At 66.9% G+C, this 14492-nt stretch carries 15 protein-coding genes; 14 read left to right on the forward strand and 1 reads right to left on the reverse strand.

All coding sequences use genetic code 11. The features are described from left to right. Positions 1–4: 4 nt before the first annotated feature. The 14 genes from WKF39_RS02265 (at position 5) to WKF39_RS02330 (ending at position 13302) form a co-directional block, all read left to right on the forward strand. Positions 5–1528, forward strand: a complete 1524-nt coding sequence (locus WKF39_RS02265) for an FAD-binding protein (RefSeq protein WP_340385458.1) — start codon at positions 5–7, stop codon at positions 1526–1528. Positions 1529–1646: 118 nt separating this feature from the next. After that, complete coding sequence (locus WKF39_RS02270) at positions 1647–2369, forward strand: ABC transporter permease (RefSeq protein ID WP_340385610.1); 723 nt, start codon at positions 1647–1649, stop codon at positions 2367–2369. Beyond that, the gene (locus tag WKF39_RS02275) at positions 2369–3208 is read left to right on the forward strand and encodes an ABC transporter permease (RefSeq protein WP_340385460.1); all 840 of its coding nucleotides are present in this window, start codon (positions 2369–2371) and stop codon (positions 3206–3208) included. Before WKF39_RS02270 ends, WKF39_RS02275 begins: the two co-directional genes overlap by 1 nt. A 4-nt stretch (positions 3209–3212) precedes the next feature. Beyond that, a complete protein-coding gene (locus tag WKF39_RS02280; protein ID WP_340385462.1) occupies positions 3213–4352 on the forward strand; it encodes an MCE family protein in 1140 nt (379 codons plus the stop codon). Continuing rightward, positions 4349–5416: an MlaD family protein gene (locus tag WKF39_RS02285; RefSeq protein ID WP_340385464.1), complete on the forward strand. Its 1068-nt coding sequence runs from the start codon at positions 4349–4351 to the stop codon at positions 5414–5416. The genes WKF39_RS02280 and WKF39_RS02285 overlap by 4 nt, the downstream gene beginning before the upstream one ends. Further along, complete coding sequence (locus WKF39_RS02290; RefSeq protein WP_340385466.1) at positions 5416–6402, forward strand: MCE family protein; 987 nt, start codon at positions 5416–5418, stop codon at positions 6400–6402. Before WKF39_RS02285 ends, WKF39_RS02290 begins: the two co-directional genes overlap by 1 nt. Beyond that, on the forward strand, positions 6399–7598 hold the full coding sequence (locus WKF39_RS02295) for an MCE family protein (protein ID WP_340385468.1): 1200 nt from the start codon (positions 6399–6401) through the stop codon (positions 7596–7598). The genes WKF39_RS02290 and WKF39_RS02295 overlap by 4 nt, the downstream gene beginning before the upstream one ends. Before the next feature lie 32 nt (positions 7599–7630). Further along, positions 7631–8908, forward strand: coding sequence for an MCE family protein (locus WKF39_RS02300; RefSeq protein WP_340385470.1), 1278 nt, complete (start codon positions 7631–7633; stop codon positions 8906–8908). Further along, on the forward strand, positions 8905–10020 hold the full coding sequence (locus tag WKF39_RS02305; RefSeq protein WP_340385472.1) for an MlaD family protein: 1116 nt from the start codon (positions 8905–8907) through the stop codon (positions 10018–10020). The genes WKF39_RS02300 and WKF39_RS02305 overlap by 4 nt, the downstream gene beginning before the upstream one ends. Further along, positions 10017–10538 carry a hypothetical protein gene (locus WKF39_RS02310; RefSeq protein WP_340385474.1) on the forward strand — a complete coding sequence of 174 codons (522 nt, stop codon included), beginning with the start codon at positions 10017–10019 and terminating at the stop codon, positions 10536–10538. The genes WKF39_RS02305 and WKF39_RS02310 overlap by 4 nt, the downstream gene beginning before the upstream one ends. Before the next feature lie 300 nt (positions 10539–10838). Then, positions 10839–11348, forward strand: coding sequence for a hypothetical protein (locus tag WKF39_RS02315; protein ID WP_340385476.1), 510 nt, complete (start codon positions 10839–10841; stop codon positions 11346–11348). 49 nt (positions 11349–11397) lie between these two features. Continuing rightward, complete coding sequence (locus tag WKF39_RS02320; protein ID WP_340385479.1) at positions 11398–11601, forward strand: ferredoxin; 204 nt, start codon at positions 11398–11400, stop codon at positions 11599–11601. After that, complete coding sequence (locus WKF39_RS02325; RefSeq protein ID WP_340385481.1) at positions 11598–12491, forward strand: 3-oxoacyl-ACP reductase; 894 nt, start codon at positions 11598–11600, stop codon at positions 12489–12491. Before WKF39_RS02320 ends, WKF39_RS02325 begins: the two co-directional genes overlap by 4 nt. 28 nt (positions 12492–12519) lie before the next feature. Then, positions 12520–13302 (forward strand): glucose 1-dehydrogenase, encoded by a 783-nt coding sequence (locus tag WKF39_RS02330; RefSeq protein ID WP_340385483.1) that lies wholly within the window; start codon positions 12520–12522, stop codon positions 13300–13302. Positions 13303–13312: 10 nt separating this feature from the next. Here the strand turns inward: WKF39_RS02330 and WKF39_RS02335 are convergent, their stop codons facing one another. Beyond that, a complete protein-coding gene (locus WKF39_RS02335) occupies positions 13313–14491 on the reverse strand; it encodes an ROK family transcriptional regulator (RefSeq protein WP_340385485.1) in 1179 nt (392 codons plus the stop codon). Position 14492: the final 1 nt, after the last annotated feature.

Consider the following 14492-nt stretch of genomic DNA (forward strand, 5'->3'; position numbering starts at 1 on the left):
TCAGATGGACATTCCCGCCCCGGCGCCGGCCCATGATGTGACGTCGTGGTCGGACAGCGTCGACGTGCTCGTCATCGGGGCCGGGATGGCCGGCACGGCCGCTGCGATCGAGGCAGCACAGGCGGGCGCCCGGGTCCTGGTCATCGACCGCGGAGGCCGCCTGTCGTGCACCAGCGCGATGGCCGGCGGACACTTCTATCTTGGCGGTGGCACGCCCGTCCAGCAGACGGCCGGGTTCGAGGACACGCCTGATGAGATGGCGAAGTACCTCGCTGCGGTCTCGCCCGACTGTGACCCGGAGAAGATCCGGGTCTACAGCGAGGGCAGCGTCGAGCACTTCAGCTGGCTCGAGTCCCTGGGATTCGAGTTCGAGAGGTCCTTCTACCCGCAGAAGGCAGCCATCCAGCCCGGCACCGAGGGTGTGATGTTCAGCGGCAACGAGAAGGTCTGGCCCTTCGCAGACATGGCTGTGCCGGCGCCGCGCGGGCACAAGCCACCCGTGGCCGGCGACATGGGAGGCGCCGCACTGGTGCTCGAGCTCGCCCTCGACAAGCTGGACGCGCTGGGTGTCGAGGTTCGCTACGACACCGGTGCCACGGCCCTCGTGACCGATCACGAGGGGCCGGACGACGAGTCGGTCGTCGGGGCCACCTGGAAGCGCTTCGGCGAAACGGGTGCTATTCGTGCGGGTGCCGTGGTGATCGCTGCCGGAGGCTTCGTGATGAACACCGAGATGGTGCACGCATACGCTCCGAGCCTCGAGGCGCTGCTGGCGCGAGGGATGGCGCTGGGCAACACGCACGATGACGGCCTCGGCATCCGCCTGGGCGAGTCGGTGGGCGGTTTCGCCGAGCACATGGACGGCGCATTCCTGACGGCACCGTTCTACCCGCCGGGTGACCTGGTCAAGGGGATCTGCGTCAACAGTCGTGGTGAACGCTTCGTGGCCGAGGACTCCTATCACTCACGGACCTCTGCCTTGGTCTTCGACCAGCCGGAGCAGAAGGCGTGGCTGATCCTGGACTCGCTCCACATGGCCGAGCCGGCGTACGGCCTGCAGCCTCTCGTGGACGGGTGGGAGACCGTCGCCGAGATGGAGGTGGGGCTGGGTCTGCCCAAGGGATCTCTGGCCCAGACCCTCGATGACTACAACGCGGCCGCGCGCACCGGAGCCGATCCGGTGTTCCACAAGGCCACGGAATGGGTCGAAGCTCTCGAGACCCCGCCGTATGGTGCCTATGACCTGACCCCGGGTCAGTGCTTCTACTCGGGGTTCACCTGTGGCGGGCTGCGGGTGGACCACGACGGCAGGGTGCTGCGCAGTGACCGGACGGTCATCGGCGGTGTCTTTGCGGCCGGCGCCTGCGCCTCCAACATCGCCGTTGACGGCCGGGGCTATGCATCGGGGACCCAGCTCGGCGAGGCGTCGTTCTTCGGACGGCGTGCCGGCCGTCATGCTGCCCTGGGATACCGCGAAAACGTAACGCAGGTCACACTTCATCGTTACGCTTCTGGGACCGGCCGGTAACGCGAATGAACCTCAATCTCCGCCAGGGGCATCGCCTTCAGGGAGTCACCGGGCCACAGGAGGAGAAATGGGCCTGAGCCCAGCAGCGGTCTTTCGCGGACCCGGGGAGATCGCCGGCATGGCGTTCGACGTCGTCAAGCTGGCCTTCACCACGCGCTTCCAGGGACGAGAGTTCATCGAGCAGGCCTGGTTCATCACGAGTGTCACCCTGATGCCGACGATCCTGGTGTCGATCCCGTTCGGCGCGATCATCGCCCTCCAGGTCGGCAGCCTCACCGGACAGCTCGGCGCGCAGTCGTTCGCCGGGGCGACCGCCGTGCTCGCCACCGTGCGGGAGGCCGCCCCCATTGCGGCGGCCCTGGTCATCGCCGGCGCAGCCGGTTCGGCGATCTGCTCCGATCTCGGCGCGCGCAAGATGCGCGAGGAGATCGATGCCTTGGAGGTGCTGGGCGTGGACCCCATCGCCCGCCTCGTCGTGCCGCGTGCGCTCGCGACCGTGGCGGTGGCCCTGCTGATCAACGGCATCGTGATCACGGCCGGCATCGCTGGTGGCTACTTCTTCACAGTGGTCGTGCAAGGAGGATCCGCTGGAGCGTTCCTCTCCTCGTTCACGGCTCTTGCCACGTTGCCTGACATCTACGTCGCCATGATCAAGGCGGGCATCTTCGGCTTCCTGGCCGCGATCGTCGGCGCCTACAAGGGCCTGAGCGCTGACGGTGGGCCCAGCGGCGTAGGGCGTGCCGTCAATGAGTCGGTCATTCTCGCGTTCATGCTGCTGTTCCTGATGAACTCCATCATCACGGCGCTCTACTTCCAGATCGTCCCGCAGGCAGGCCTTTGATGAGCGTCGTGAGCGAGCTCGGATCGGCGTTCGTCAAGGAGCGCCGCCTCCGCATGGAGACCCTGGGTGACCAGCTGCTGTTCTATGCCAAGGCCCTGGCCTGGACGCCGTACGCGCTGCGTCGATACCGCAAGGAGATCGCGAAGATCCTGGCAGAGGTCGTCTTCGGAGTCGGAGCCCTCTCGGTGATCGCCGGGACCGTGGGCGTGATCGCCTTCCTGGCCTTCTTCGCCGGCACAGAGGTCGGCCTGCAGGGCTATGCGTCACTGAGCGAGATCGGGGTCGCGAAGTTCACGGCATTCATCTCGGCGTACTTCAACACCCGGGAGGTCGCACCCCTGGTCTCCGCGATCGCCCTGGCGGCGACGGTTGGCTGCGGCTACACCGCGCGCCTCGGCACGATGCGGATCTCAGAAGAGATCGACGCTCTGGAGGTGATGGGGATCCCGTCGCTGCCCTATCTCGTGACCACCCGGATGATCGCCGGCTTCATCGCGGTGATCCCGCTCTACACCGTGGCGCTGCTGGCCTCATACCTCTCGCCACGGCTCATCACCACGATGATCTACAAGGAGTCCGTGGGCACGTACGACCACTACTTCTTGCAGTTCCTGCCACCGATCGACGTGCTGTGGTCGTTCGGAAAGCTGATCATCCTTGCCGTCGTGATCATCTTGATCCATTGCTATTACGGCTACACCGCATCCGGTGGTCCCGCCGGCGTGGGAATGGCTGTCGGCCAGGCGATTCGCACCTCGATCGTGGCCGTGGTCGTGACCGACTTCTTCCTGACGTTCGCGATCTGGGGATCGACGACGACGGTTCGGATCACGGGTTAACGCGATGCTTGCCAACATCTATGACGACTCCGCGCGAGAGCACCGGCGACTGTTGATCGCGGGGGTCGCCTTCATGACCTCGCTGGCACTGCTGATCGTGCTGTCGATCGCGATCTACGACAAGCGGTTCACCTCCAGCACGACCGTCACGGTGATGGCCGACCGTGCTGGCCTGCAGCTCGCCCGATTCGGCGACGTCCGGGTCTACGGCGCCCTGGTGGGCCACGTCAAGAGCATCAACAGCGACGGCGAGCGAGCCGTGATCACCGTCTCGTTGCGACCCGAGGCCGCCCGAGCCCTCCCCGGTGACATCGGCGTGCGGATCCTGCCGACGACGCTGTTCGGGCAGAACTACCTCGAGCTGGTGCCTCCCGAGACCGAGACGTCGGCAGGCCCGCTGCGGGATGGCTCGATCATCCCCGCCAGCAGGGTCACGACAAATGTCGAGCTGCAGAGCATCCTCGCCGATCTCTTCCCGCTCCTGCGATCGGTGCGCCCGGCCGACTTGAACGCCGCTCTCAACGCGCTCGCTTCGGCGCTGAAGGGCAAGGGTGACCAGATCGGGGACACCCTGGTCGACCTGAACGACTACCTCGGCCGGATCAATCAGGAGCTGCCGACGCTGCGCACGGACATGCGGCTGCTCGGCCAGGTGGCCAAGACCTATGACCTCGCCGCGCCCGACCTCATCGGGCTCCTGCGCAACGCGACGGTGACTGCGCGCACCGTGACGCAGAAGGAGGGCGACCTCAACCGGGCGCTGGGCAGCCTCACCGGCCTGGCGCGCATCGCCCGCGTGACTCTGGCGGAGAACGAGCGCCAGCTGATCGCCCAGACGCGCTCGGCCCGACCGTTGCTGGCCCTCCTCGACACCTATTCGCCCGAGCTGAAATGTGTGCTGACCGGGCTCGACCGGCAGATCCCGAACACCGCGAACGTCTTCCAGAACGACATCATCCACCAGACCCTCGAGCTCGGCGCACCTCAGCGGACTGGCTACACCGCTGCGGACGCGGCGTCATACGGCGAGGTCGGCCACGGTCCCTGGTGTCTGGGGCTGCCGGACAACCATCGGATCCCGGCGACGTTCGAGCCGTTGAAGGACGGATCCGACAAGGACGAGCCGGACGGGGGCCTCGGATGAACACCCGCGACTCCACCTTCATGCTGGCCGCCGTCAAGTTCGGCATCTTCACGCTGGCATCGGTCCTGATCACCAGTGCGCTTGTCTCGATCATCGGCGGCTTCAGCGGCGGTTCGAAGAGCGAGTACAAGGCGGTCTTCTCCAGCGCCTCCGAGCTGGCGTCCGGCGACGACGTACGGATCGCGGGCGTCGTGGTCGGACAGGTCAAGGACGTCAAGATTCACCGCCGGGAGCAGGCCATGGTGACGTTCGAGGTCAAGGACGGAGTGCCGATCACCGAGGACTCGCGGGCCAACGTCCGGTTCCTCAACCTGATCGGCGACCGCTACATGGCGCTGTCGGAGGGCAAGGCGGGTGCGTCCCGGCTGAAGGCTGGCAGCACCCTCCCGCTCAGTCGCACGACGCCCGCCCTCAACCTGACCGAGCTGTTCAACGGCTTCCAGCCGCTGTTTGCGGCCCTGCGGCCCGAAGACATCAACAAGCTGTCGCTCAATCTCGTCCGCGTGCTTCAGGGCGAGGGCGGCACGGTGCAGGAGCTGCTCGCCAACACGGCCTCGCTGACGAGCACGCTGGCCGACCGGGACGAGCTCATCGGCGAAGTGGTGACCAACCTCAGCGCCCTGATGAAGACCGTTGACGACCGCCACGTGGAGCTGGAGGAGCTGATCGTCAGCCTCCGGTCGTGGTTCGGCACCCTCGCCGACGACCGGGAGGTCATCGGATCGTCCTTGAAGAACATCTCCGAGGTCACCGAGACGGTTGCCGACCTGCTGACCCAGGCCCGTCCTCCACTGAAGGCGGACATCGCTCAGCTGCGCCGCCTGTTCACGATCCTTGCGGAACCGAAGAACAAGGCCTATCTGGACCGCACGCTCGACCTGCTCCCGTCGATGCTCGCCAAGCAGACCCGGATCGGCGTCTACGGGTCCTGGTACAACTACTACCTCTGTGAGTTCCAGGGCGGCGTGGTGCTGCCGAGTCAGCTGATGGACACGCTGCCAGAAGACGTCCAGAAGTCCATTGCCGAATTCACCTTGGTCAGCAAAGCATCGAGGTGTCAGTGATGGCGGACAGAAGTGAATCCCACATCCTGAAGATCGGCATCATCTCGCTGGCAGTGTTGCTGCTCGTGATGGTGGCATCGTTCAACCTGCAGAAGTTGCCGGGATTTCGCGGCACGACCTACCGCGCGGAGCTGACCGATGCCAGCGGACTGCGTGCCGGCAGTGAGGTCCAGGTCGCCGGCGTCCGTGTGGGCAGGGTCAACAAGCTGCGCATCGGCCCCGAGAAGGTCGTCGCCGAGTTCGACGTCAAGGATGCGACGCTGGGCCGTTCGACGCGGGCCAGCGTCGAGGTCAAGAGCCTGTTGGGGGACAAGTTCTTGAACATCACGTCCGAGGGAAGTGGCAGTCTGGACTCCGGTGCGACGATCCCGTTGTCGCGTACGGACGTCACGTTCGACATCGTCGGGACCCTCGGTCAGCTGACCACACAGACCGAGGAGACCGACAAGGAGAACCTCACCAACGCGCTGGACGCCCTGGCCGAGACTCTCGACTCGGCTGCTCCGGAGGTGCGTTCGAGCTTCAGCGGCCTGTCTCGTCTCTCGACCACGATCGCGTCCCGCGACGCGGAGATCGAGCAGCTGCTGAGGCGATCCAGTGGGGTCACGAAGCTGCTCGACGAGCGCAAGGGTGACCTCGTGGTGTTGATGAAGAAGGCCAGCCTGATCTTCCAGGAGCTGCAGCAGCGCAAGGACACGATCCACGACCTCCTGGTCAACGCCGACAAGCTGGCCGTCGAGCTCGAGGGCCTGGTCGAGGACAACCGCAAACAGCTTCGTCCCACACTGGATCGGCTGGACAATGTGCTGAACTTCCTGCAGGCGCGAGAAAAGCAGATCGAGACGCTCCTGCGAAACTACGGGCCCTACGTCAACATCCTGGGCAACGTCGTCGGCTCGGGTCCATGGTTCGACGCCTACGTGCCGAACATCCTCGGCGTGTTCAGCGGCGAGTTCGAGCCCGCACCAGCGGGAGGTGTCCGATGACCTACTGGAGCAGGAAGTCTCAGCTGGTGGCGGCAGCTCTGCCCGTCGCCTTGCTCGTGCTTGCGTTCGTGGTGTTCCCCGGCGGAGGGTCGCAGACCGTGACCGCGCACTTCGAGCGGGCGATCGCGGTCTATCCGGGGACTGAGCTCCGAGTCATGGGTGTGCGGATCGGAGAGGTCACGGCGGTCGTGCCGGACGGGAACAGTGTGCGGGTGGAGATGACCTACGACGAGGAGTACCAGCTGCCGGCAGATGCCAAGGCAGCCGTGGTGACTCCCACGCTCGTGGCGGACCGCTATGTGCAGGTCTTCCCGGCATACTCCGAAGGGCCCGCTCTGCGGGACGGCGGGGACATCCCGCTGGCACGCACCGATACCCCGATCGAGCTCGATCGGATGTTCAAGTCGCTGGACGACCTCGCGGTGACCCTCGGGCCGAAGGCCGGCTCGACCACCGGCGCGCTGGACAACCTGCTCTCGGCGGGGGCCAAGGCCCTCGACGGCAACGGCGAGCTCGGGTCCGAGACGATCCGCAACCTGTCATCCGCGGCGGGCACGTTTGCCCGGAACCGTGGACCGCTGTTCGAGAATGTCCGCGCACTCGCGGAGATCACGGAGACCTTGGCCGTCAACGACACCACGGTGGAGGCCTTCCTCAAGGATCTTGCCGCTGTCTCGGGCCAGTTCGAGGGCGAGCGGGACGAGCTCCGGCGGGTCCTGGCGTCCTTGAGCGAGGTCCTTGGCTCCGTGGAGGGATTCGTCGGCGAGAACCGCAAGGCCCTCAGCGCCAATGTCGAGTCGTTGACCAGCCTGCTCGACCGGGTGGACCGGCAGAAGGACTCCGTGGGGCTGGTGCTCCAGAAGGGCCCGCTGGCGCTGGGCAACCTCGCCCTGTCGTTCGAGCCCACCACGGGCACCTTCGGCTCCCGGATCCAGGCGGCACCGGGCATCCAGTTCCGTCCCGACCAGTTCCTCTGCCAGATCCTGGTCAGCAATGGCGCCCCGGAGTCGGTGTGCGCGTCGCTCACCGACATCCTCCAACCGTTGCTTCCCGCGACCTCGGGAGGAGCCGCTGGGGCCACCGAGCCCGCGAAGGCTCTTGACCCGGACGAGTTGGGGATCATCCCGGAGGCCGCCTCGCCCACCCCGGGCGATGGACCGGCCACCCTGCTCGAGCTGTTGGGTGGTGATCGCTGATGAGATCCTTCCGGGCCTGTGCGGTGGCCGTGATGACCTCTGCGCTGTTCGTGAGTGGCTGCTCCTTCGACATCTATGACGTGCCACTTCCCGGCAACAAGGTCAGTGCCGACAACAGCTTCGAGATCAGCGCCGACTTCGCCGACGCACTCAATGTCGTCCCGCGATCCTCGGTGCTGGTGGCAGACGTCCCGGTCGGGCAGGTCGAATCCGTCACCCGGGTTGGCTGGCGCGCTCGCGTGAAGATGCGCATCCGCAAAGATGTCGTCCTCCCCGACAACGCGGAGGCCGAGATCCGTCAGACGAGCCTGCTCGGTGAGAAGTTCGTGGAGCTGTCTGCGCCGCCCCCGGTCTCGGACTCAGGAGCCATCGAGGCAAGCACCGGTCGGCTCGGCTCGGGTGACGTGATTCCGATGGACAGCACCGGTCGTAATCCTGAGGTCGAGGAGGTCCTCGGTGCGCTGTCCTACTTGCTGAGCGGCGGCGGTGTCGGACAGCTGCAGACCATCACGAGCGAGCTCAACGAGATCATGGAGGGACGCACCGGTGAGATCCGCGGTGTGCTCAACAAGCTCAACACATTCGTCGGGATGCTCGACACCCAGCGCGGCGACATCGTCCAGGCGCTCGAGTCGGTCAACGGTTTGAGCAAGACCTTGGTCGCCGAGAAGGACACCATCGGTGAAGCCATCGAGGCAGCTGCGCCGGCCATCACCGTCCTGCGGGACCAGCACGACGAGCTGGTCGGGGTGCTCACCGAGCTGGACAAGCTCGGCGAGGTCGGCACGCGGGTGGTCGACAAGATCAAGGACGACCTCGTGGCCGAGCTGGGCCACCTCGAGCCCGTGCTGCGGGAGCTCGCCGACACCGGCGACTCGCTCGTGCCGGGTGCGGTCGCCGCGGCCAGCTATCCGTTCCCGATCGATGCGGCGGACACCATCCGCGGTGACTTCGCGAATGTCGTGTTCAAGATGCAGTTCAAGCTCACCCCCATCAGTGAGGGTGGATTGTTGCCGACGACGCTCGATGACCTCACGACCCTGTGCCGCGCGACGCCCGCCGCGCCGATCTGCGCACCGGGCGGTGACGCGGTCGAGCAGTTCTGCAAGGTGCTCGCCTCACTGCCGCTGTGCGCCGCACCCGGCGCTGCCGGCACTGGACAGGCCCAGCTGGGTGTGCCCGGACCGACTCCGACCGACCCACTCGCGCCCGTCGAGCCGCTTCTTCCGCGGCCCTCGCAGGGTTCTGGCGGAGGTGGATCGCCCGTCGACCAACTTCTTCGTGGCCTGCTTGGGGGTGGGTCGTCATGAGGCGCGGGATCAAGATCAGGTTGATCGCCTTCGTGCTCCTGAGTGCCGTCAGCCTCGTCTACGTCGGTGGCTCCTATCTCGGCTTCGTCGACAAGATCCTCGGGCGTGGCTACACGGTGCACGTCCTTCTCCCGGCGTCGGGCGGTCTTTTCGAAGGGAGCGAGGTCACGTACCGCGGCGTCAAGATCGGCAAGGTGTCGAAGATGTCCGTGAAAGACAAGGGCCTGCGGGTGGACGTTGCCCTCAAGGAGGACGCGGAGGTGCCGGCGAGCTCGCTGGTCTTCGTCAACAACCTCAGCGCCGTGGGCGAGCAGTACATCTCCTTCGAGCCCGGATCCAAGGAGGGACGAATCCTGGAGGACGGCGACACCATCCGCGGCAGCAAGGACAGCCTGCCGCTGGGGGAGGACCTCCTCCTGGAGGACCTCAGCCGGTTCGTCTCGAGCCTGGACGGGGAGGAGCTCAACACGGTCGTCACCGAGCTCGGAACCATGTTCGGGGACAACGCGGCACCTCTGCGTTCGCTGGTGGACGACACCCAGCTGTTCATCGACGCTGCGCTGGCCAACGAGCCTGAGACGGTCGCCCTGCTTCGCAATGCCCAGACGGTGCTGCAGACCCAGCAGGACAACTCCGCGAACATTCGCAATCTCGCCCGCGACCTCGACGCCCTGACGGGGACGCTGGCCGACTCGGACCCTGACGTCCGGCAGATCCTCAATGACGCCGGGCCCTCCGCCGTGGAGCTCACGCGCCTGTTCCGTGACCTGCGGAGACAGCTCCCACCACTGCTCAAGCCGTTGGTGAGCGTGAGCGAGGTCGTCGAGGCGCGGCTCCCCGCGATCGAGCAGCTGCTCGTCACCTTCCCGCGACTCGTTGCGGCCGGCCCATCGGCGCTTGCCGACGCGGACGGTCAGAAGTTCGGTCGGGTCAATCTCAACTTGAACCAGGAGCCGCCGGCGTGCATGGATGGGTACCTCCCGCCAGGCCAGTGGCGGCCGACCTCTGAGGAGAGCTTTGTGCCATTCTTCCCCGCCGAGTGCAAGTCTGGCCCGCCGATCAACATGCGTGGCATGAAGTACGCGCCACCGCCGGCCGGACTTGACCGGTGAACCGCCCGACGGTCACCCGCCCGACGGCGATCAACATCGTGCTCGCTGTGGTGCTCGTGGTGCTGCTCGGCTGGCTGACGCTGTTCGCCGTCCGAGGCAGCGCGGCGGCGCCCGGCAGCACACCGGACGAGAAGCAGGCCCAGGAGTACTCGGACATCACGCGAGCCGCGCGCGAGGCGACCTTGGCATTCCTCGCGATCGACCACACCCGCATGGATGACGTCACCGACCGGGTTCTCGACATCTCGACCGGGACCTTCAAGGATCAGTATCGGGCGTCCCTGAAGTCCCTGAAGGAGTCGGCAGCCAGCCAGGAGTCGTACTCCAAGGGCAGCGTCGGAGAGATCGGACTGAGCGAGGTCGACGCCGATTCCGCGTCGGTCTTCGTGGCGGCCGGCAGCGAAGTGCGCAACAAGGGCACCAAGGGCGAGGCCGAGGACCGGTCCTGGCGGATCAAGCTGACCATGGCCAAGGAGAACAGCCGCTGGCTGGTCTCCCAGCTCGAGTTCGTGGGCTGAGCCATGGCCAAGACGAAGCGTGACGAACGCGTCTGTCCATTCTGTGCGGAGAACATCAAGCTCGCCGCCACCCGTTGTCGGTTCTGTCAGTCCGACGTGACTCCCGAAGCCGGCCCCGAGTCGCGGCCCAGACGTCAGGTCGGGCTGCAGCCTTGGACCCGGGGAGGATCCGGCCCTGCGACTGTTGCCGAGGAGGCTGGGGACCCGCCGGACGAGGACGCGCCGAATCCGACGGAGGAGGAGGATGCATCTGATCCGAAGGATGGGGGTGCAAAGAGCCCTCGGTTCAGCTGGGCATTCGTGCAGAGACGGCTGACGATGCTGCTGGCCGTGCTCGTCCTCCTCGCAGGGGCGGGCGTCGGTGCGTTGTGGTGGCGCGCCGAGAACGCGTCGTCCGTAGCCGCTCCGAACGGCCTCCTCGTCGGCGAGGAGGCTCGGACCGAGGTGTTGATCGCGGCCGCTGACCTGACGCAGAGGACGCTGTCCTACAGCTACAAGTCCCTGGCGAACGACATGGAGGTCGCCCTCGCCCGAATGACGCCCAAGTTCCGCAAGGAGTACGAGGCCACCATGGAGCAGGTCCGTGACAACACGACGAAGAACAAGATCGCGCTCCAGGCCTCAGTGGTCTCCTCGGCGATCATCGACGCGACCGAACGTGAGGCCAAGGTGTTGGTGTTCATCAACCAGACGACAACTGCCGGGGTCGGCAAGAAGGCGAACCAGCAGCTGAGTCGCAACAGCCTGGTCATCACCTTGACCAGGGGCGACGGTGACTGGGTGATGTCCAAATTGACCGCCCTGGGCTAGACTAGAACACGTTCTAGTTCGAGATCCCCGATGTCGAGGAGGCAGGTCCGTGGTGGCAAAGGTTGAGGTCGACTTCGATGCCTGTGAGGCGAACGCGTTGTGTGAGGCCATGGCGCCGGACGTGTTCGTCGTCGATGACGATGACTTCCTCCAGGTCGAGGATCCGACGGTGACCGACGAGAACCGCATCCGCGTGGGCCAGGCCGTTGCTGCGTGTCCCAAGTCGGCGCTGCGCATCGTGGACGTCGCATGAGCGGCACGTCTCTGGACGGCCGGGTCGCTGTCGTCACGGGCGCGGGCGCGGGTCTCGGGCGTGCGGAGGCGCTCGCGCTCGCCCGCGCGGGTGCCCGGGTGGTGCTCAACGACCTCCCTGGGGCCGCCGACGAGACCGCCGTCGAGATCAAGGCCCTGGGCGCGGAGGTGGTGGTCGCTCCTGGCGACGTGGGCGAGAGGTCCACCGCGGACCTGATCATGCAGACCGCACTGGAGTCCTTCGGCTCCCTCGACATCGTCGTCAACAACGCCGGGGTGACGCGTGACCGGATGTTGTTCAACATGTCGGACGACGAGTTCGACCTCGTGGTGCGTATCCACCTGCGGGGCCACTTCCTGCTGTCCCGCAATGCCGCAGCACACTGGAAGCAGGTGGCCAAGGAGACCGGCGGACAGGTCGATGCCAGCGTGGTCAACACCGCCTCCGAGGCCTTCTTGACCGGTTCGCCCGGCCAAGCGAACTACGCGGCTGCGAAGGCGGGCATCACGGCGCTGACCCTTTCGACGGCACGAGGCCTGTCCCGCATCGGCGTGCGGGCCAACGCCATCTGCCCGCGTGCCCGCACCGCCATGACGGCCGCCGTTTTCGGGGCAGACGAGTCCGGCGACGCGGTCGACACCTACAGCGCGGACCACGTGGCACCGCTGGTTGCCTATCTCGCTTCTCCCGCGGCGAAGCGCATCAATGGCCAGGTGTTCGTCGTCTACGGGGGGATGGTCGCGCTGATGGCCGCGCCTGTCGTGGAGCAGCGGTTCGACACAACGGGCGACCTGTGGTCGGCCGACGAGCTCGACCGGACGCTCGGTGACTTCTTCGCCGGCCGCGACCCTGAGACCTCGTTCGCCGCCGACTCGATCCTCTCGCTCTAACCCACCCACCCCCGGCTCAAGGAGAACGATGTCCCGTCTCGTGGACAAGCACGTCATCATCACCGGCGCGGCCCAAGGTCAGGGCGCGGCCATCGCGCGCGCCTTCGTTCGCGAGGGAGCCAGGGTCGTCATCGCCGATGTCGCAGACGAAGCGGGTCTGGCGCTGGCCTCCGAGCTGGGTGAGGTGGCGTACTTCAGCCACCACGACGTGAGCGATCCGGCATCCTGGGACAGGCTCGTGGCAGAAGCCGAGGAGCGATTCGGGACATCGGTCAACGTCCTGGTCAACAACGCCGGCATCCTGCGCTTCGGCGAGGTCGACACGATGCCGCTTGCGGATCTCGACCTGCTGATCAGCGTCAACATGAGGGGATGCTTCCTCGGCATGCAGGCCGTCGCGCCCGCGATGAAACGCAACCGCCAAGGGTCGATCATCAATTGTTCCTCTGTCGAAGGGCTCGCGGGGATGGCCTCGCTGACGGCATACACCGGCACCAAGTTCGCGATCCGCGGCATGACCAAGGCGGCGGCGGTCGAGCTCGGCGCCCACGGGGTCCGCGTCAACTCGGTGCACCCGGGGATGATCGACACAGCCATGACCCAGGCGGCCGGCGGCGAGGCGGCGATGCAGTGGGGAGCGACAAGGGTCCCGCTGGAGCGCGTGGGAACGCCCGAGGACGTTGCTCCGCTGTACGTCTACCTGGCCAGCGACGAGAGCGGCTACACGACTGGAGGCGAGTTCGCGGTCGATGGCGGTGTGACGGCCACGCATTCCTTCTACCCCGGGAACAGCGGCGGCCGCGGCCGCTGAGCGTCGTGGCTCAGACCGCCACGGTGCCGGCGAAGACGTCGGCCAGGGCGTCCTCTGCGGCGCCCAGCGCCGCGGCATGGATGCCGAGCGAGCTCAGCCGGATCTCCGGCAGGTGGATTCCGGCCGACGGCAGACGCGCCGCCAGCACCTCCGCGGCCGCGGGCAGGACGAACTCTCCCAGCGGCACGAAGTAGCCGCCCAGCACGATGACGGAAGGGTCGAGCACCGCGGCCAGAGTCGCGATCCCGGTGCCCAGGTCGTGCCCCAGCCGGGCAAGCGAGTCGCGCACAGACCTGTCGTCGGCGGCTCGGGCGGCGACGGCGATCGCGGTCTGGAGGGGTGTCGAGTGCTCCTCCATGCCGACCGCCGCGAGCATCGCCCGCAGGCCGACCGAGGCCTCCCAGCAACCCAGGCGCCCGCAGCCGCACATCTGGTCAGGGTCGCCGATCGGCATGTGGCCGACCTCGCCGGCAAACCCGGCTCCCCCCCGCAGGAGCGCGCCGTCCTGGACGATGCCGGCACCGATGCCGATCGTGCCGGTGATGTAGAGCGAGTGCTGCACGTCGGTCGTGACACCGTGCGACGCCTCGGCGAGCGCGGCGCAGTTGGCGTCGTTGTCGATCGTGGTGGGGCAGTCATGGCCGAAATGGCCCTCGATCTCGGCTGCCAGCTCGCGGCCCTCCCATTCCAGGTTGGGGGCCCACGAGACCGTCCGGTTGTCGCGGGCGACGAGGCCCGGCACGGCGACCGTCGCCCCGATGACCGACTTTCCGTCGTTGATCAGTGCCGTACGGACATCGGTCGCCAGGTCGACGAGCTCGCGTGCGCTCGGTGGCCGGCCAGCGGTCTGGACCGGACGAGTCTCAGCGACTCGGACGTTGCCGGCGAGGTCGAGGGCCACAGCCGCCACGTAGTCGACGTTGACCTCGAGGCCCAGTCCCAGGATCGATTCGCCGGTCAACGTGACGGGACGTCCTGGCCGCCCGCGGCCGGTGGGCACCGAGTCGTCCTGCATGACGGCGCCGGCGGCCTCGAGCTCGCCCACGATCGTCCCGACCGTGGCCTTGGCCAACCCCGTCCGCCGCGCCAGCTCGGTCCGTGTGGCCGGTCCCTGACCCCGCAACGAGCGCAGCACGAGGCCGGTGTTCTGCCTGCGCACATGCTCCGTCCCGGTCGGGACCCCGGCCAAG

This window comes from Aeromicrobium sp. (assembly GCF_037719875.1).
Lineage (GTDB): Bacteria > Actinomycetota > Actinomycetes > Propionibacteriales > Nocardioidaceae > Aeromicrobium.